This window comes from Leeuwenhoekiella sp. CH_XMU1409-2 (genome assembly GCF_037029365.1).
Lineage (GTDB): Bacteria > Bacteroidota > Bacteroidia > Flavobacteriales > Flavobacteriaceae > Leeuwenhoekiella > Leeuwenhoekiella blandensis.
On the sequence record NZ_JAYMEI010000005.1, the window covers coordinates 56653 to 73449 of the forward strand.

The window sequence follows — 16797 nt, forward strand, 5'->3', positions numbered from 1 at the left end:
CATTTTTCAGTTAAAAAAAAGTTAAAATTATGTGTGAGAATTACACCACTTTATAATACATTAGCAAAATTCAACCCTACTTCATTACTAAAATGAATTTTACAGATTTACAAAGCAAGCGCGTACTCGTCACCGGAGGTTGCGGATTTATAGGATCTAACCTCACTGAAGCGCTCTTAGAGGCAGGAGCTTCTGTTACTTGTCTAGACGATTTATCTACAGGAAAGAAAAAGAATATAGAACCTTTTCTAGAACATGACAATTTCAGTTTTATTGAAGGAGATATACGGGATTTTGAAACCTGTAAAAAAGCTGTAGAAGGATGTCAGTATGTAAGCCATCAAGCTGCGCTTGGCTCTGTTCCACGTAGTTTAAAAACTCCTTTGCTTACACACTCGGTTAATGTTACCGGATTCTTAAATATGATGGAGGCTTCTCGACTTGCCGGAGTATCCAAGTTTGTCTATGCCGCTAGTTCTTCGACTTACGGGGATAATGAAGCTTTGCCAAAAATCGAAAGCGAGATCGGAAGACCGCTTTCTCCCTATGCAGTAACCAAACTTGTAAACGAATATTACGCTGGTGTCTATAAGCGTAATTATGGTTTTAATTCTATTGGGTTACGTTATTTTAATGTGTTTGGCCCAAAACAAGATCCCGACGGAGCTTATGCGGCGGTGATTCCGAAATTTATTTCATCCTTACTGAATAAGGAGTCTCCCGTGATAAATGGTGATGGTTCTTTTTCTAGAGATTATACCTATATAGACAATGTGGTGCAGGCCAATTTATTGGCGTTGGTTACCGACAATAAAAATGCACTTAATGAGGTGTATAATATTGCCTACGGAGCGCGTACTTCTTTGATTGAATTAGTAAATTTGCTCAAAGATCGTTTGCTTAACTATAACAGCGATTTAATTGACATTCAACCTAAATTTGGACCAGAGCGACCGGGAGATGTTCCTCATTCTTTAGCTTCTATTGCCAAAGCAAAAAATCTTTTGGGATATGACCCAGAATATGATTTGGAGGCAGGAATCAATAAGGCAATTGACTGGTACAAGCAAAATTTAGAAACAGATAAAGATAATTAATGAGCATTGCAATTATTGGGTTAGGTTATGTAGGACTACCTTTAGCACGTTTATTTGCTACAAAATATCTTACGATAGGTTTTGACATTAACAAAGAGAGAATAACCCAATTGCAAAGCGGTTTTGATAAGACCGGCGAACTTGATTCAGAGCATTTAAAGGCTGTTCTTATAAATGAGACTTCTGCTTCAAAAGGTTTGTTTTGTACTTCAAATCCCGAAGATCTTCAGCAAAGTGATACCTATATCATCACTGTCCCAACACCCATAGATAAGAATAACAACCCAGACTTGACTCCTTTAGAAAAGGCAAGCAAGTTGGTAGGAGGTTTTTTAAAGAAGGGAGACATTGTAGTCTTTGAATCTACGGTGTATCCTGGTGTTACCGAAGAGTTTTGCATTCCCATCTTGGAGAAAGCCTCAGGTTTAATTTTCAATACAGATTTTTATGCGGGATATTCTCCAGAACGTATTAATCCGGGTGATAAAACGCATACTGTTGATAAAATAAAAAAAGTGACCTCGGGATCTAATCCTGAGATCGCACAACACGTTGATCAACTATACGCTTCAGTAATTACGGCAGGAACTTTTAAAGCAGCATCAATTAAAGTTGCCGAAGCTGCCAAGGTGATAGAAAATTCACAACGCGATATAAATATTGCTTTCGTTAACGAGTTGGCAAAGATTTTTAATCTGCTTAATATTGATACGCAGGCTGTTTTAGAAGCAGCAGGTACAAAATGGAATTTTCTTCCATTTAAACCAGGTTTGGTTGGTGGGCATTGCATAGGTGTTGATCCATATTATTTGGCTCAAAAGGCAAAGCAAGTAGGGTATCATCCTGAAATAATATTGGCAGGAAGAAAACTCAACGATAGTATGGGCCCTTATGTAGCCTCGCAGGTGGTGAAATTGATGGCGAAAAAAGACATTAAGCTTAAAAACAGCCGCGTTCTTGTATTAGGAATTACGTTTAAAGAAAATTGTCCCGATGTACGCAATACCCGCGTAATAGATATTATACAGGATTTAAAAGAATACGGTGCTCAGGTTTCGGTTTATGATCCGCAGGCAGATGCAGAATTAGTAAAACTTGAATATGATATTGAACTCCTACAGCATTTGGAAGACAAGCTTTTTGACGCTATAGTTCTTGCCGTAGCGCATCGTGAATTTGAGCAAATTGATCTTGAAAAGCTTAAAGCCAATACTGCTGTGGTTTATGATGTTAAAGGCTTTTTAACCGAAGGTGTAGATGGAAGACTTTAAATCAAAAAAGATACTTTTTATTTTTGGTACGCGGCCCGAAGCTATAAAGATGGCGCCGGTGATTAAATCCTTTCAAAAGGAATCTTGTTTTGAAACTAGAATCTGCATCACCGCTCAACATCGGGAAATGTTAGATCAGGTATTGCACTTTTTTGAACTTCAACCGGACTACGATCTTGATTTAATGCAAAAAAACCAGGATTTAACAACGTTGACTTCAAGAGCCTTGGTTGCATTAAAAGTTCCGTTTGAAGATTTTAAACCTGACCTTGTTTTGGTTCACGGGGATACCACCACCACGATGACCGCAAGTCTAGCTGCATTTTATGCAGGAATTAAAGTGGGACACGTTGAAGCAGGTTTACGCACCTTTAATTTGCAATCACCGTTTCCAGAAGAGCTCAACAGACAGTTTACAAGTAAGATAGCCGATTTCCATTTTGCGCCTACCCAACAGGCACAAGCCAACCTAGTTGCGGAAAACATTATAGAAGAAGGAATTGTGATTACGGGGAATACGGTGATCGATGCACTGCAAGAGACGGTACTTAAAATAAAAAAGTTAAAACCGTCATTTGCAGCCGGTATTCCTTTTGAGTCGAAGAAAATCATTTTGGTTACGGGACACCGCAGAGAGAATTTTGGAGATGGAATGCAGCGGGTTTGTAATGTTTTGAAGGAAATCGCTTTGGCTCGTGAAGAAGTTCATTTCGTTTATCCTGTTCATCTTAATCCCAACGTACAAACAGTTGTGGAAAAGACGTTAGGAGGAGTGTCAAATATTTCTTTGATCGCGCCTTTAGAGTATCCTGATTTTGTTTGGCTTTTAAATGAGTCCTATTTTATTATTACAGATAGTGGCGGAGTTCAAGAGGAGGCACCAAGTTTAGGTAAGCCGGTAATCGTCACGCGGGATACTACAGAACGACCCGAAGCAGTAAACGCAGGTACCGTAAAACTAGTGGGAACCAATGCAGAACAACTCAAGACCGAAGTCCTGGAGCTTATCGATAATGTTGAAGCCTATAAGAAAATGAGTTCAGCACACAATCCTTATGGCGATGGTAAGGCAGCGCAGCGCATCGTTAATTTTGTAAAAGATAGACTTTAGTCTAAGGTGTTAACAAATGTGGTAAGCGGTGGTTTAACCTATAATCTTTCCTAACTTTACCGCGTATGGAATTTTCTTCAAAGTTATTAGAGCAAGCTGTTTATGAGATGTCTCAGCTACCGGGTATTGGTAAGCGTACAGCCTTGCGTTTGGTTTTACATTTACTGCGCCAACCTGAAGCACAGACCGAGCAATTGACTGAAGCTTTAACAGGATTACGCACCGGTATTAAATTCTGTAAAAACTGCCATAATATTTCAGATACCGAATTGTGCGAGATTTGTGCAAACCCCAATAGAGAATCGGCAATTGTTTGTGTGGTCGAAGATGTTCGGGATGTGATGGCTATTGAAAATACGAGTCAGTATCGCGGGCATTATCATGTTCTAGGCGGAAAGATTTCTCCGTTGGATGGTATTGGTCCGCAAGATTTGACGATTTATTCTTTAATCGAAAAAGTAAAATCAGGAGCCATCGAAGAGATCATTTTTGCATTAAGTTCTACTATGGAAGGGGATACGACCAATTTTTACATCTATCGTCAGCTTGAAGGCCTTAATGTTAAAACATCTACTATTGCACGTGGTATTGCGGTGGGAGACGAACTTGAGTTTGCAGATGAGGTTACTTTGGGAAGAAGTATCCTTAATCGTATTCCTTTTGAAAACTCCCTAAAGCACTAAGCGATGCTGCTTTCGGTAATTGTTTTAACGTATAAAGTTCCCTATCACTTACTTCTCTGTGTGCAAAGCGTTGAGCGTTCAATAGCAAGTATTGATGCCGAAATTATTGTTGTAGATAACAATTCTCAGGATGAAACAGAAGAATTAATTACGACCAATTTTGAGCGTGTTATTTTTCAGCAGAATAGTGAGAATCTAGGATTTGCTAAAGCCTACAACCAAGCGGTTCATACTGCAAAGGGCAAGTATGTATGCATTTTGAATCCAGATACGGTTTTGCCAGAAAACTGCTTTAAAACTCTTATTCCATTTGCCGAAAAGCAACCTAATTTTGGAGCTTTAGGACCACGATTGATTGATGGCACCGGGCATTATTTGCCAGAAAGTAAACGCAATGTCCCTGATTTTAAGGTCGCATTTAAAAAGATGACCGGCGATACTTCTAGATATTATGCCAATCAACTTGCTCAGGATGAAATAGGGGAAGTTCCTGTTCTTGTTGGTGCCTTTATGTTGGTAAAGAAGCAAGCATATTTGAAGATCAAAGGTTTTGATGAGCGCTATTTTATGTATGGGGAAGATATCGATTTGAGTTACAGACTTACTCAAAACGGATTTAAGAATTATTATTTTGGGCAAGTTTCTGTTATTCATTTTAAGGGTGAAAGTACTGTAAAAGACCGTAAATATAATTTGAGATTCTATGGTGCGATGCAGTTATTTCAGCAGAAACATTTCTCCCAGGGATTTTTTATAGACAAAGCTTTGGCTTATGGTCTTAAATGTTTAGCCTTCAGTAAATCTAAAGTTGCCTCAAAAGAAGAAGATCAGAAAGAAAAGACAGCAATATTTTGGGTTTACAAAGGAAATCTGGAGCAAGAAGAATTAAAAAATATACCTTTTCAGATAAACCAGGTGATAAATTTTGAAAAGGAAAAGGAGCTCCAGAAATTCAATAGCAAACTGATTTTTGATTTGAATTTCTTGAAGTTTTCCGAAGTGATTGATGCCTTTCAGTTGTTAAAAAACAACAAAAATAGGTTTCGCATACGACCTTCAAATTGTAATTTTATCCTTGGAAGCGACACCTCTACAAGTCGTGGCGAACTATTAAAATGGTGAGCGGTAATTAAAAAATCGTTTTCATAAGCTTTATTTTAGTAAATTCGCAAAAAATTATAGTCTACTAATATTTATTTTGATAATATGGCAAAATTTGAACTGAAATTACCGAAAATGGGAGAAAGCGTTGCTGAAGCTACAGTGACAAACTGGCTCAAAGAGGTAGGCGACTCCATTGAGATGGATGAACCGGTAGTTGAGATTGCCACAGATAAGGTTGATAGCGAGGTTCCTAGTGAAGTTGAGGGCGTATTGGTAGAAAAACTATTTGATGTTGACGATGTTGTAGAGGTTGGTCAAACCATTGCCATAATAGAAATAGAAGGTGAAGGCGCTGAAGAAGTAAGCACTGAAGAACGTGTTTCAGAAGAAAACGTAGCTGAAGAAGAACCAGAAGATGAGGCTGTAGCACAGGCAGCGCAAATGCTCGATCAGGGACAAGAGACGGCTGCGGCTCCTGCTATTACAAATGACGGTGCCCGCTTTTATTCGCCACTTGTAAAAAATATTGCTCAGGAAGAAGGTATAGCGCAAGAAGAACTTGATAAAGTACCGGGTACCGGACTCGAAGGCCGTGTGACTAAAGATGATATTCTTAAGTATGTGGAGCATCGTGGAAAGAAGACTACCACTTCGGAAACCAATACGCCGAATGCCACACCAAAAGAAACTACATCAGCAGCAGTACAAACACCGGTAAGTGTAAATGGAGGTGATGAGATCATCGAAATGACTCGTATGGGGAAAATGATTTCAAAGCATATGATGGCATCAGTGCAAACATCTGCACACGTACAATCATTTATTGAAGTTGATGTAACTACGATCTGGAACTGGAGAAATAAAGTAAAAGCTGAATTTGAAAAGCGAGAAGGTGAGAAGCTTACGTTTACTCCAATTTTTATGGAAGCCGTTGCTAAGGCAATCCGGGATTTTCCATTGATCAACATTTCAGTGGATGGCGATAAGATCGTCAAGAAAAAAGATATTAATTTAGGAATGGCAGCAGCTTTACCGGACGGTAATTTGATCGTTCCGGTAATCAAGAAGGCAGACCAACTCAATCTTGTGGGAATGGCGAAAGCTGTTAATGATCTTGCTTCACGAGCACGTGCCGGTAAATTAAAGCCAGACGATACACAAGGAGGAACCTACACCGTGACTAATGTAGGGACCTTTGGTAGTGTAATGGGGACGCCAATTATCAATCAGCCGCAAGTGGGGATTTTAGCCCTCGGAGCTATTAGAAAGGTGCCAGCGGTAATTGAAACACCAGAAGGTGATTTTATAGGTATTCGCCACAAAATGTTCTTGTCGCATTCGTATGATCACCGTGTGGTAAACGGTGCTCTTGGAGGACAATTTGTACAGCGTGTTGCACAATACTTAGAAGCCTGGGACGCCAACCGAGTGGTTTAAAAGTTAAACTAAGATTTAAAAATTTTAAAGATCCTCTCCATACAGAGAGGATTTTTTATGCACTTTTCTGAAAATTAAGCGAAATACGATTATAGCTTTTCAAAATGTTTATCATTTGGAATAGGTAATTGTACTTTTGTAGAAATTAAAGCAACCTATGAACTTAAACTTAACCAGACCTATTTGTTTTTTTGATCTGGAAACCACAGGAATCAACGTAGCTAAAGACCGTATCGTAGAAATTTCAGTATTGAAAGTCTTACCTAACGGAAAAGAAGAAAAGCATACTTGGCTGGTAAATCCTACCATCCCAATACCGCCCGAAACTACAGCGGTACACGGTATCAAAGATGAGGATGTGGCAGATAAACCTACGTTCAAAGAATTGGCTAATGAGATTCATAATTTGATCAAAGATTCAGATTTGGCAGGCTTCAATTCTAACCGCTTTGATATTCCGCTTTTAGCTGAAGAAATGTTACGTGCAGAAGTAGATTTTGATATGAAAAACCGAAACGCAATTGATGTGCAGACGATTTTTCATAAGATGGAGCAGCGTACCTTGAGCGCCGCTTATAAGTTTTATTGCGATCAAACTTTAGAGGATGCCCACAGTGCAGAAGCAGATACGTTCGCGACCTATGAGGTTTTAAAATCACAACTGGATCGCTATGAGGATCTAGAGAATAATATGAAAAGCCTCGCAGAATTCAGTGCGCGTAAAAAGTTTGCAGATTTCGCAGGATTTATCGCCTTCAATAAAGACGGGGAAGAAGTCTTTTCTTTTGGGAAACATAAAGGTAAAAAGGTTGAAGATGTACTTGAAAATGAACCCGGCTATTTTGGTTGGATTCAAAATGCAGATTTTCCTTTGTATACTAAAAAGGTGCTTACCGCAATTAAACTTAGAAAGCTCAATACCAAGTTTTAACTCAAAATGATTAACAAACTATTCCTGTTTTTAAGTTTTGTTTGTTTTTCCATTCACGGGCAAACAACTTCTGTTCAGGGAAAGGTGGTTAATAAGGAAACTCAGGAGGGAATTCCGTTTGGACATCTAATTATAACGAAGCTCAAAAAAGGAACTTCTACAGACGAAGAAGGCAATTTTATCTTAACTTTTGAAACTAATGAAGCTGAAGAATTCGTAAAGATCTCCAGTGTAGGTTATGTTGATCGAAGGATAAAAGTTAAAGAGCTTACCGGGCAGATCACGCTAGATCCCAAGATTGATGATTTGGGCGAAGTTCGCATCTATGATATAAAAGATAGAAAGCACAAACGCATAAATCCCTTCATTGGAGCGAGAATTGTAGGCTTAGGTAATTTTAGTGGCGGAGCTTATCCTTCAGCATTAGCGCGTCATTATGAACGTCCTGAGAAGTTTGATCAGGGCTGTTTTATTAAGGAAGTGGAGATTGATTTTTACAGGGTGATAGGCAAACCGAGTCCTGCAGCAAAGTTTCGTTTGCGAGTGCTTAGGGTTAGTGAGGATGGTAAACCTGGTTCAGATTTGCTCGTTGAGGATTTGATCTTAAAGAAGGAAGCTAACGCGAGAATTATCAAAATAGACTTGTTACCCTATAAAATTGCTGTTCCGCAAAAGGGACTTTTTATTGTGGTTGAGCATATTTTTATCCCAGAAAATCGCTTTCTTGAGCGCCTTAGTATCAAAGATGCTGAAACGGGCAACTTTAAAACGTATGAAGTCGCACGTTATGCTCCAATTTTTAAAGGTGTTGAAGTAGATCAGAAAAGCGATAGCCGCAGTTATTATAAAAGTTTAGAAGGCTGGAAAGCTGTAGCGCAGCTTAACACTGCAAACAGTATCTTGGCAGGGAGTGCTCCGGCACCGGCTTTTAAAGTATTATTTACAGATTAGATTATGAAAATTATTTGCATCGGTCAGAATTATAGCGATCATATTAAAGAGCTCAATAGTAAACCTTCGAGCGAACCTATGTTCTTTTTAAAGCCAGATTCTGCTGTTTTATTAAAAAAGCATCCGTTTGTTATTCCTGAGTTTAGTAACGAGGTGCACTATGAGGTTGAATTATTGGTACGAATTAATCGCTTAGGAAAATATATTCAGCCTAAATTTGCACATAAGTATTATGATGAGATCGGTCTTGGAATCGATTTCACGGCACGAGACTTACAACGAGCGTGTAAAGAAAAAGGACATCCTTGGGAAAAGGCCAAAGGTTTTGACGGGTCTGCAGTACTCGGAGACCATTGGGTGTCCAAAGAAAAATTTAAAGATTTAAACGATATTAATTTCCGTTTAGAAAAAAATGATAAAATTGTGCAGTCAGGGAATACGCGTGATATGATTTATGATATTGATACCTTGATCGCACATGTATCTCAATTTATGACCTTAAAAATTGGCGATATCCTGTTTACAGGTACTCCGGCGGGTGTTGGCCCGGTTGCTATTGATGATAGGCTTAAAGGATACTTAGAAGACGAACCCATATTTACTGTGAATATAAAATAACCCCAAAATTAAAGAGAACCCATGCCTACACATTATGATTTATACCAGCTCGAAGATATGTCTGGCGGTGACAAGGAGTTTATGCAGACTGTTGTTGAAGCTTTTTTAACCGAAATCCCACCAGATCTTCAAAGTATGCAAATGGCGATTGATAATGATAATCATAAGATGGCTTATCAATTTGCACATAAAATGAAACCGAATTTAGAAATGTTCGGTATTGATCTTATTCGAGAAATTTCGGCGATGGAGCGCTGGGCAGACAGCAATAAACCTACTTCTGCAATACGCCCGCAATTAGATACCATCATCACGCTAATCAATAATGCGATTGAAGAAATGCGCAAAGACTGGAAGATGTAATGCGAGCGCATATAATTACAATTGGAGATGAGATACTTATCGGTCAAATTGTAGATACCAATTCGGCCTTTATCGCAAAAGAGCTGGATAAAGTAGGTATCGAAGTGCACCAGATATCTTCCATTTCAGATAATAAACAGCATATTTTACAAAGCTTAGCAGAAGCTCAGGAAACTTCAGAGTTGGTGCTTATTACCGGCGGTTTGGGGCCTACGAAAGACGATGTAACTAAACATACGTTTTGTGAGTATTTTCAAGATACCCTGGTTGAAGATCCAGCGGTATTGCAAAATATAGAACGCATTTTTAAACACCACGTAAATCGACCTATGCTGCCCGCTAACAGATCGCAGGCCTTAGTGCCCAGCAAGGCAACCGTTTTGATGAATAAAAACGGTACGGCTCCGGGAATGTGGATGCAATCTGGTAAAACGGTATTTGTGTCGATGCCGGGTGTTCCGTTTGAGATGAAAGCATTAATGACCGATGAGGTCATCCCGCGAGTGCAGCAAACCTTCAGTAGGCCGTTTATTTTACACAAAACCTTGCAGACTTATGGTCGCGGTGAGAGTGAAATAGCCAATACCATAGAAGATTGGGAAGACAACCTTCCGTCAGATATTAAGCTAGCATATCTACCTGCTTTAGGAAAAGTACGTTTGCGACTTTCTACCAAAGGCCCAGATAAAGCGCTTTTAGAACGTCGTCTTGAAGAGCAAATCACATCGCTCAAAGCCTTGATAGGAGATATTATTGTGGGTTACGATGATGATGAGCTTATAGAAAAAGTTGTAGGAAGTTTATTGACGAATAACAATAAAACCCTGGCGGTAGCCGAAAGTTGTACCGGAGGTCAAATAGCTGCGGCAATAACAGCTATTCCCGGAGCTTCTTCATACTTTAAAGGCGGAATGGTAACCTATGCCACGCATTCTAAAGTGGAACTTCTTAAAATTGATCAAGCGGTGATCGACGAGCATTCGGTGGTGAGTGCACAAGTTGCTGAAGCGATGGCCGCAGCGGTTAAAAATTGGTATCAATCAGATTATGCCATTTCTACTACAGGTAATGCAGGACCTTCAAAGGGAGATTCTGATGCTGAGGTAGGAACCGTTTTCATCGGAATTGCTACCCCAACAGGAGTTTTTTCGCAAGAATTTAAGATGGGAAGTCAGCGTGAGCGCGTGATTTCAAAAAGCGTGAATAAGGCGTTTGAACTCTTGCAAAAAGAAATTTTAAAAAACTAGCAATTTAAGTTGGTCAACTTGATTTAGTTGTGTAAATTTGCACCCTGTTTTTCAGTAACACATTATAAAGTTTAGAATCATGTCAAGAGTTTGTGAGCTTACGGGCAAAAAAGCAATGGTAGGAAACAATGTTTCTCACGCGATGAATAAGACCAAGCGTAAATTTGATGCCAATTTAATCAAAAAACGTTTCTATATTCCTGAAGAAGACAAGTGGATTACATTAAAGATTTCTACAGCCGCTCTTAAAAATATAAATAAGAAAGGTATTACTGCTGTGCTTAAAGAAGCGCGTGCTAAAGGCTTTCTTACTAAATAATAACGGTATAACGATTAGGAATTATGGCAAAGAAAGGCAATAGAGTACAGGTAATTTTAGAGTGCACAGAGCATAAAGCTTCTGGGAAACCAGGAACTTCTCGTTATATTACCACTAAGAATAAAAAGAACACTCCAGACAGAATTGAGTTGAAAAAATTCAACCCGATTTTGAATAAAATGACTGTTCATAAAGAAATTAAATAAGACATGGCAAAGAAATCAGTAGCAACATTACAGACCGGTTCAAAACGTTTGACCAAAGCCATTAAAATGGTAAAATCTCCAAAAACTGGAGCATACACTTTCGTAGAAGCTGTTATGCCACCAGAAGCTGTAGGAGAGTTTTTAGACAAAAAATAAGACATTCTAAATGTTTATACGTAGCCGTTACACTTTTGTGTAACGGCTTTTTGTATTTTTTCGTTTTAAGTCGCTTTTTTGTACTGTTAAAAGAGAATACCTTTGCGCCTTTAATTTATGTATCCCGAATACGATGAGTTTTTTTAAGAAAATATTTTCCAAAGAGAAAAAGGAAACCCTTGATAAGGGGTTGGAAAAATCAAATACTAATTTTCTAAATAAATTAGGAAAGGCCGTTGCTGGTAAAAGTAAGGTTGACGATGAAGTACTTGATGATCTAGAAGAAGTATTGGTTTCTAGTGACGTAGGTGTGGCGACGACTATTAAGATCATCGAGCGTATCGAAGCACGCGTTGCACGCGATAAGTATTTGGGCACCGATGAATTGAATGCGATTCTCCGAGATGAAATTGCCGGGTTGATGAGCGAGACCAATAGTGGTGAAGCGACCGACTTTAGCATTCCTTCAAAAAAGCCATATGTGATTATGGTTGTTGGCGTTAATGGAGTGGGTAAAACTACCACCATCGGTAAACTTGCACATCAGTTTAAAAGTAAAGGTTTGAAGGTTGTTTTAGGAGCTGCAGATACGTTTAGAGCCGCAGCTATTGATCAATTACAAATTTGGGCAGATCGTGTTGATGTTCCTATTATCAAGCAACAAATGGGAAGCGATCCTGCATCTGTAGCATTTGATACGGTGCAAAGCGCAGTGAAGCTAGATGCCGATGTTGTTATTATTGATACTGCAGGACGTTTACATAATAAGGTGAATTTGATGAAAGAATTGACCAAGGTTAAACGCGTGATGCAAAAAGTAGTTCCAGATGCTCCAGATGAAGTTTTGTTGGTTTTGGATGGTTCTACCGGTCAAAATGCCTTCGAACAAGCTAAGCAGTTTACAGCAGCCACAGAAGTGACTTCACTTGCCGTTACCAAATTGGATGGTACAGCAAAAGGCGGAGTGGTTATAGGAATTAGTGACCAGTTTCAAATTCCTGTGAAATACATTGGAGTAGGAGAGGGAATAGATGATTTACAGGTATTTAATAAAATCGAATTTGTCGATTCCTTTTTTAGAAAATAAGAAGCTTAAAATAAAGCGTTCACGAGGCATCACAATTATGTGATGCCTTTTGTATTTTAGGGGTTTAGTTTAAATAAACCCTATGAAACAATTTTTACTTTTAGCTTTATTTGTTGTCTTCTTTTCCTGTAAAGAAGAAGCAACACAGGAAAACGCCGAAAGCGTTGCACAAGATTCAAATGCATTAACCGAAGAGCGGGAATATGCCGTTTTAGACTCCAAAGTTCTGGATACAGAAGCACTCTGGAAACCCTTTGAGTTTGATACCAAAATGTTTACTGAAACAAAATACAGTAAACTGAAGCCTTTAATTTTTGAAAAGAATATTCCCGAAATTCAGGAAGCTGTTGCCCAAGGCAAGCTTACCTATGAAGAGTTGGTTTTATTCTATTTAACACGAATTAAAAAATACGACCGTGAAAATGAGTTGTCATTAAATTCGATTATCGCGTTAAATCCTAAAATTTTAGATCAGGCTCGGGAGTTGGATGAGAAACGCCCGCAGGATTTAGATCCTTATTCCATTTATGGGATGCCTATTCTGTTGAAAGATAATATCAACGCATCTGATATGCCAACGACAGCCGGAGCCGTGGTTTTTGAGGATAATAATGCAGGAGATGCGTTTATCACCCAAAAGCTTAAAGAAAATGGCGCTCTTATTTTAGGTAAAGCCAATTTAAGTGAATGGGCGTATTTCTTTTGTGGTGACTGCCCAAGTGGCTATTCTGCGGTTGGAGGCCAAACCTTAAATCCTTATGGAAGAAAAATACACGATACGGGTGGCTCAAGTTCTGGTAGTGGTGTTTCTATGGCAGCTAATTTTGCGGTTGCAGCGGTAGGATCAGAAACTAGTGGTTCTATTCTTTCTCCTTCGAGTTCTAATTCAGTTGTGGGGTTAAAACCTACAATCGGTTTGCTGTCTCGAGGAGGAATTGTTCCTATTTCGAGTACGCTTGATACACCGGGACCTATGACGCGCACGGTTGTTGATAATGCGATCTTGCTTCAGGCAATGATTGGTCTGGACGCTGATGATGCAAAAGCAGTGTCGCTTCAAGCGGAAAATCAAGACTATATTTCAGCTTTAAAATCTTTAGATGCTGAAACTTTCTTAAGCGAAAAGCGTTTGGGATATTATAAAGGTTATGAGGACACCTTGTATATTCAAGCCGTACAAGCCTTAAAGGAAGCGGGAGCAACTTTAGTTGAACTGGAGCGTCCTGAGATAAACTTACCTCAATTTGTACGCGTATTGAATTTGGATATGAAAAAGGATCTGCCTGATTATATCGCGAAGTATGGAGCGAAATCACTTTCAGTAAAAGACTTAAACGACATCACGGCATACAACAAAAAAGATTCACTTGTGCGTATGCCGTATGGGCAAAAGCTGCTTTACGGTGTTTTAGCAGATTCAGCTTCTACTGAAGAATTCACTGCGATCAAGGATACCTTAGAAGGCAACGGAAGACTCTTTTTTGATGAACCTATGCAAGCAAATGATCTGGACGCTGTGTTATCTATAAACAATTACATGGCAGGATATGCCGCGGTTGCAAAATATCCGGCGATCACCGTGCCTATGGGATATCAAGATAATAATCGACCAATGGGATTGACATTTATTGCTCCTACTTTATCTGAAACGCAACTTTTAGAATTGGCCTATGCCTATGAGCAAATTTCTAAAAAACGTAAGACACCGATAGATTTTGATGAGTAATTAATTAAGCACTTCATTCAATACACCCCATAAATCATTATCATAAGATGTAGGGCCTAAATCCTCAGCGTAGGCTGCAGGTCCTAGTCTTACGATAACCAAATTCTTACTGGGAACCACGTAAAGCTTTTTATCATTGGCGCCTAAGCCGGCAATGAGATCATCAGGAGCATTAGGAATTAATTTACCGTTAAAAGACTGTGTAGCACCCGGAAGTTTAAAACTTGATTTTCCGTTAAGCCACCATAGGTAACCATAAGAAGGATTGAGTTCTTGCGATGTAGTGGTCATTGCTTCCCAATAGGTAGTATTCAGCAATTGAGTATCGTTCCACTTTCCTTTATTCAAGTTGAGTAACCCAAACCGCGCCATACTGCGAGCGGTACTAAAATATACGTTGTTATAGCCTAAGCTTACCCAACGTCCGTCTAAACCTATTTTAGTCTTTAATTCGTTTTCAAAAAAGGCTTCAAAGCCATTGGGAGTTGCGGCTTCGAGTACCGGTTGTAATAAGGTGTAGTAGGCGTTATAATAATACCATTCTGTTCCGGGAACTGCTTTAAATGTTAAGCATTCCGGGTCATAGCAAGCAGTATTTTCATTAGTGAAATCCCCTCCGGAAGTCATCGTCAATTGATTTTTGATGCGAATCGCATCTTCTTGTTCTGTGGTCATAGCAGTCCAGCCACGACCCAAATATTGAGTTGTTTGATCCTCAAGGTCAAGAAAACCTTCTTGCTGTGCCAGGCCTACAGTAAACGCGGTGAGTGTTTTTCCTGCAGAATTCCACGGAAAAAAGTCAGTACTTGATTTTCCATTATAATAGGCTTCAAAAGCAATTTTCCCATTTTCTAAAATCAAAAAAGCTTCAGTATTTGTGTCGATCAAAAAGTCTTCTAAATCGGCAATATTTGAGGTATTCCAGCCCAGATCTGTAGGATCGACTGTGTCCCAAGTTGTTCCGCTAAGCGGAGGAAAATAGCGCGTCTCTTCTGGTGTAAGGACCATTACAGGTTCGTCGCTTGAAGAACAGCCTACAAACAGCAGTAAAACGTGTATTAAAAATAAGGCTCTCATATTCAGTCTGTTTAAGAATCCTCTAATTTAGGACATAAAAGCCTTAAAATACCGTATCTTTGCGCCCCAAAATCAACAGCATTATGCGTACTAAAACCCTTAAGAAGAATAAAATAAACGTGGTGACTTTAGGTTGCTCAAAAAACGTTTATGACAGTGAAGTATTGATGGGGCAGCTTAAGGCGAACCAAAAAGAAGTGGTTCACGAAGAGGAAGGAAATGTAGTGGTGATCAACACCTGTGGTTTTATCGCCAATGCGAAGGAGGAGTCGGTAAACACGATTCTGGAGTATGTTCAAAAGAAAGAAGATGGTATTGTAGATAAGGTATTTGTAACCGGATGTCTTTCTGAACGTTACAAACCCGATTTGCAGAAGGAAATTCCTAATGTAGATCAATATTTTGGTACTACTGAGCTTCCCGGACTTTTAAAAGCTTTAGGAGCAGATTATAAGCACGAATTGATAGGAGAGCGTTTGACTACGACTCCTAAAAATTATGCGTATCTAAAAATTGCTGAAGGTTGCGATCGCCCGTGTTCGTTTTGTGCGATCCCGCTTATGCGTGGTGGTCATAAAAGTACGCCAATTGAACATCTGGTGACAGAGGCTGAAAAGTTAGCCGCTAGCGGAATAAAAGAACTGATTCTTATCGCTCAGGATTTAACGTATTATGGTCTTGATTTGTACAAAGAGCGTGCGTTAGCCAAGTTGTTACGCGAGTTGGTAAAGGTTGAAGGAATTGAGTGGATTCGTTTGCACTACGCCTTTCCAACCGGTTTCCCGATGGATGTACTTGATGTGATGAACGAGGAGCCCAAAGTCTGTAATTATATCGACATCCCGTTACAGCACATTTCGACTAAATTATTAAAGTCGATGCGCCGCGGTACCACTTATGAAAAGACCAATGCACTGTTGAAAACCTTTAGAGAGAAGGTACCGCAAATGGCAATTAGAACTACGTTAATCGTAGGTTATCCCGGTGAGACTCAAGAAGATTTTGAATTATTACGTGACTGGGTTAAAGAAATGCGTTTTGAGCGTTTAGGTTGCTTTACCTATTCACACGAAGAAAATACACACGCCTACAATCTGGAAGACGATGTGCCTGAGGAAGTAAAAATGGAACGGGCCAATGAGATTATGGCTTTGCAATCGCAGATCAGTTGGGAGTTGAATCAAGAAAAAATAGGCAAAGAATATCGTATTGTGATCGACCGTAAGGAAGGAAATTACTTTGTAGGTCGTACTGAATTTGATTCTCCAGATGTGGATAATGAGGTGCTTATTGATGCGACACAACACTATTTAAAAACAGGTGAATATACTTGGGTCAAGATAACAGATGCCGAAGATTTTGATCTTTACGCAGAGCCGGTTAGCAATTAAGATTTATATTTAGGGAAGTTAA

The 16797-nt window shown here is 39.2% G+C and carries 18 protein-coding genes; 17 read left to right on the forward strand and 1 reads right to left on the reverse strand.

Annotation, left to right across the window (positions count from 1 at the left end; translation table 11 throughout):
• Positions 1 to 92 precede the first annotated feature (92 nt).
• The 16 genes from WA338_RS06965 to WA338_RS07040 all read left to right on the forward strand — a co-directional run bounded on the left by WA338_RS06965 (position 93) and on the right by WA338_RS07040 (position 14307).
• Positions 93 to 1097: an SDR family oxidoreductase gene (locus WA338_RS06965; protein WP_273016525.1), complete on the forward strand. Its 1005-nt coding sequence runs from the start codon at positions 93 to 95 to the stop codon at positions 1095 to 1097.
• Positions 1097 to 2368, forward strand: coding sequence for a nucleotide sugar dehydrogenase (locus tag WA338_RS06970; RefSeq protein ID WP_273016527.1), 1272 nt, complete (start codon positions 1097 to 1099; stop codon positions 2366 to 2368). Before WA338_RS06965 ends, WA338_RS06970 begins: the two co-directional genes overlap by 1 nt.
• A complete protein-coding gene (wecB, locus tag WA338_RS06975; RefSeq protein WP_273016529.1) occupies positions 2355 to 3479 on the forward strand; it encodes a non-hydrolyzing UDP-N-acetylglucosamine 2-epimerase in 1125 nt (374 codons plus the stop codon). The genes WA338_RS06970 and wecB overlap by 14 nt, the downstream gene beginning before the upstream one ends.
• A gap of 65 nt (positions 3480 to 3544) precedes the next feature.
• The gene (recR, locus tag WA338_RS06980; protein WP_272985896.1) at positions 3545 to 4162 is read left to right on the forward strand and encodes a recombination mediator RecR; all 618 of its coding nucleotides are present in this window, start codon (positions 3545 to 3547) and stop codon (positions 4160 to 4162) included.
• 3 nt (positions 4163 to 4165) lie between these two features.
• The gene (locus tag WA338_RS06985; protein ID WP_273016530.1) at positions 4166 to 5284 is read left to right on the forward strand and encodes a glycosyltransferase family 2 protein; all 1119 of its coding nucleotides are present in this window, start codon (positions 4166 to 4168) and stop codon (positions 5282 to 5284) included.
• An 84-nt stretch (positions 5285 to 5368) separates the two neighbouring features.
• A complete protein-coding gene (locus WA338_RS06990; protein ID WP_272985894.1) occupies positions 5369 to 6703 on the forward strand; it encodes a dihydrolipoamide acetyltransferase family protein in 1335 nt (444 codons plus the stop codon).
• Between the two features lie 157 nt (positions 6704 to 6860).
• Positions 6861 to 7634, forward strand: a complete 774-nt coding sequence (locus WA338_RS06995; RefSeq protein WP_272985893.1) for a 3'-5' exonuclease — start codon at positions 6861 to 6863, stop codon at positions 7632 to 7634.
• 6 nt (positions 7635 to 7640) lie between these two features.
• Positions 7641 to 8585, forward strand: coding sequence for a carboxypeptidase-like regulatory domain-containing protein (locus WA338_RS07000; RefSeq protein WP_272985892.1), 945 nt, complete (start codon positions 7641 to 7643; stop codon positions 8583 to 8585).
• 3 nt (positions 8586 to 8588) lie between these two features.
• On the forward strand, positions 8589 to 9203 hold the full coding sequence (locus WA338_RS07005; RefSeq protein WP_009780713.1) for a fumarylacetoacetate hydrolase family protein: 615 nt from the start codon (positions 8589 to 8591) through the stop codon (positions 9201 to 9203).
• Positions 9204 to 9224: 21 nt separating this feature from the next.
• On the forward strand, positions 9225 to 9566 hold the full coding sequence (locus tag WA338_RS07010; protein ID WP_009780712.1) for an Hpt domain-containing protein: 342 nt from the start codon (positions 9225 to 9227) through the stop codon (positions 9564 to 9566).
• Positions 9566 to 10813: a competence/damage-inducible protein A gene (locus tag WA338_RS07015; protein WP_272985891.1), complete on the forward strand. Its 1248-nt coding sequence runs from the start codon at positions 9566 to 9568 to the stop codon at positions 10811 to 10813. The genes WA338_RS07010 and WA338_RS07015 overlap by 1 nt, the downstream gene beginning before the upstream one ends.
• A gap of 79 nt (positions 10814 to 10892) precedes the next feature.
• Positions 10893 to 11132 carry a 50S ribosomal protein L28 gene (rpmB, locus tag WA338_RS07020; protein WP_009780710.1) on the forward strand — a complete coding sequence of 80 codons (240 nt, stop codon included), beginning with the start codon at positions 10893 to 10895 and terminating at the stop codon, positions 11130 to 11132.
• A 23-nt stretch (positions 11133 to 11155) separates the two neighbouring features.
• The gene (rpmG, locus tag WA338_RS07025) at positions 11156 to 11338 is read left to right on the forward strand and encodes a 50S ribosomal protein L33 (protein ID WP_009780709.1); all 183 of its coding nucleotides are present in this window, start codon (positions 11156 to 11158) and stop codon (positions 11336 to 11338) included.
• 3 nt (positions 11339 to 11341) lie between these two features.
• Complete coding sequence (locus WA338_RS07030; protein WP_009780708.1) at positions 11342 to 11494, forward strand: DUF4295 domain-containing protein; 153 nt, start codon at positions 11342 to 11344, stop codon at positions 11492 to 11494.
• 133 nt (positions 11495 to 11627) lie between these two features.
• Positions 11628 to 12581, forward strand: coding sequence for a signal recognition particle-docking protein FtsY (gene ftsY, locus WA338_RS07035; RefSeq protein ID WP_009780707.1), 954 nt, complete (start codon positions 11628 to 11630; stop codon positions 12579 to 12581).
• A gap of 82 nt (positions 12582 to 12663) precedes the next feature.
• Complete coding sequence (locus tag WA338_RS07040; RefSeq protein WP_272985890.1) at positions 12664 to 14307, forward strand: amidase family protein; 1644 nt, start codon at positions 12664 to 12666, stop codon at positions 14305 to 14307.
• Here the strand turns inward: WA338_RS07040 and WA338_RS07045 are convergent, their stop codons facing one another.
• Positions 14308 to 15384 carry a serine hydrolase domain-containing protein gene (locus WA338_RS07045; RefSeq protein WP_272985889.1) on the reverse strand — a complete coding sequence of 359 codons (1077 nt, stop codon included), beginning with the start codon at positions 15382 to 15384 and terminating at the stop codon, positions 14308 to 14310.
• A gap of 83 nt (positions 15385 to 15467) precedes the next feature.
• Here WA338_RS07045 and rimO point away from each other — a divergent pair, with 83 nt between their 5' ends.
• Positions 15468 to 16775 (forward strand): 30S ribosomal protein S12 methylthiotransferase RimO, encoded by a 1308-nt coding sequence (rimO, locus tag WA338_RS07050; protein WP_272985888.1) that lies wholly within the window; start codon positions 15468 to 15470, stop codon positions 16773 to 16775.
• Positions 16776 to 16797: the final 22 nt, after the last annotated feature.

Coding starts and splice junctions, on each gene's coding strand:
- WA338_RS06965 (WP_273016525.1), top strand. CDS start 93: ATGAATTTTACAGATTTACAAAGCAAGCGCGTACTCGTCACCGGAGGT.
- WA338_RS06970 (WP_273016527.1), top strand. CDS start 1,097: ATGAGCATTGCAATTATTGGGTTAGGTTATGTAGGACTACCTTTAGCA.
- wecB (WP_273016529.1), top strand. CDS start 2,355: ATGGAAGACTTTAAATCAAAAAAGATACTTTTTATTTTTGGTACGCGG.
- recR (WP_272985896.1), top strand. CDS start 3,545: ATGGAATTTTCTTCAAAGTTATTAGAGCAAGCTGTTTATGAGATGTCT.
- WA338_RS06985 (WP_273016530.1), top strand. CDS start 4,166: ATGCTGCTTTCGGTAATTGTTTTAACGTATAAAGTTCCCTATCACTTA.
- WA338_RS06990 (WP_272985894.1), top strand. CDS start 5,369: ATGGCAAAATTTGAACTGAAATTACCGAAAATGGGAGAAAGCGTTGCT.
- WA338_RS06995 (WP_272985893.1), top strand. CDS start 6,861: ATGAACTTAAACTTAACCAGACCTATTTGTTTTTTTGATCTGGAAACC.
- WA338_RS07000 (WP_272985892.1), top strand. CDS start 7,641: ATGATTAACAAACTATTCCTGTTTTTAAGTTTTGTTTGTTTTTCCATT.
- WA338_RS07005 (WP_009780713.1), top strand. CDS start 8,589: ATGAAAATTATTTGCATCGGTCAGAATTATAGCGATCATATTAAAGAG.
- WA338_RS07010 (WP_009780712.1), top strand. CDS start 9,225: ATGCCTACACATTATGATTTATACCAGCTCGAAGATATGTCTGGCGGT.
- WA338_RS07015 (WP_272985891.1), top strand. CDS start 9,566: ATGCGAGCGCATATAATTACAATTGGAGATGAGATACTTATCGGTCAA.
- rpmB (WP_009780710.1), top strand. CDS start 10,893: ATGTCAAGAGTTTGTGAGCTTACGGGCAAAAAAGCAATGGTAGGAAAC.
- rpmG (WP_009780709.1), top strand. CDS start 11,156: ATGGCAAAGAAAGGCAATAGAGTACAGGTAATTTTAGAGTGCACAGAG.
- WA338_RS07030 (WP_009780708.1), top strand. CDS start 11,342: ATGGCAAAGAAATCAGTAGCAACATTACAGACCGGTTCAAAACGTTTG.
- ftsY (WP_009780707.1), top strand. CDS start 11,628: ATGAGTTTTTTTAAGAAAATATTTTCCAAAGAGAAAAAGGAAACCCTT.
- WA338_RS07040 (WP_272985890.1), top strand. CDS start 12,664: ATGAAACAATTTTTACTTTTAGCTTTATTTGTTGTCTTCTTTTCCTGT.
- WA338_RS07045 (WP_272985889.1), bottom strand. CDS start 15,384: ATGAGAGCCTTATTTTTAATACACGTTTTACTGCTGTTTGTAGGCTGT.
- rimO (WP_272985888.1), top strand. CDS start 15,468: ATGCGTACTAAAACCCTTAAGAAGAATAAAATAAACGTGGTGACTTTA.